We start from the raw sequence: 675 nt of genomic DNA, 5'->3' as shown, positions 1-675 counted from the left end.
GCACGAGGCGGTCCATGCCGGCGATGCCGATCGCCGAGAGCAGCGCCCCGATGGTGGTCGGGATGAGGCAGACGAGCAGCGCGATCAGCACCGGGATGCTGACGGGAGAGGCGGCGTACGACGCGATCGGGTTCAGGGCGAGCACCACGACGACGAAGATGATCGACAGGCTCGCGAGCAGGATGTTCAGCGCGATCTCGTTGGGGGTGCGCTGGCGGCTGGCCCCCTCGACCAGCGCGATCATGCGGTCGACGAAGGTCTCCCCCGGCTTCGAGGTGATGCGCACCACGATGCGGTCGGACAGCACGCGGGTGCCACCGGTCACGGCGCTGCGGTCGCCGCCGGACTCGCGGATCACCGGCGCGCTCTCGCCCGTGATGGCCGATTCGTCGACGGTGGCGATGCCCGCGAGGATGTCGCCGTCGCCGGGGATCAGCTCGCCCGCTGTCACGATCACGATGTCGTCGCGCTGCAGCTCGGCCGACGAGACCTGGGCGGTCGCGGCGTGCTCGGCGGCGGCATCCGCTGCCTTGTCGTAACCGACCACACGCCGGGCCATCGTGCTGGTGCGGGTCTTGCGCAGGCTCGCGGCCTGGGCCTTTCCTCGGCCCTCGGCGACCGACTCCGCCACGTTGGCGAACAGCACGGTGAGCCACAGCCAGATCGCGGTGCCCC

Annotated in this window: 1 protein-coding gene; it reads right to left on the bottom strand. The window is 71.0% G+C overall.

Annotation, left to right across the window (positions count from 1 at the left end; all coding sequences use genetic code 11):
- Positions 1 to 675: P-type ATPase (locus L687_RS0120845; RefSeq protein ID WP_031206733.1), on the bottom strand; the 675-nt coding region annotated here is incomplete at both ends.

Source organism: Microbacterium maritypicum MF109, assembly GCF_000455825.1.
In the GTDB taxonomy this organism is placed as follows: domain Bacteria; phylum Actinomycetota; class Actinomycetes; order Actinomycetales; family Microbacteriaceae; genus Microbacterium; species Microbacterium maritypicum_A.
This window is presented reverse-complemented; position numbering and strand designations above follow the sequence as displayed.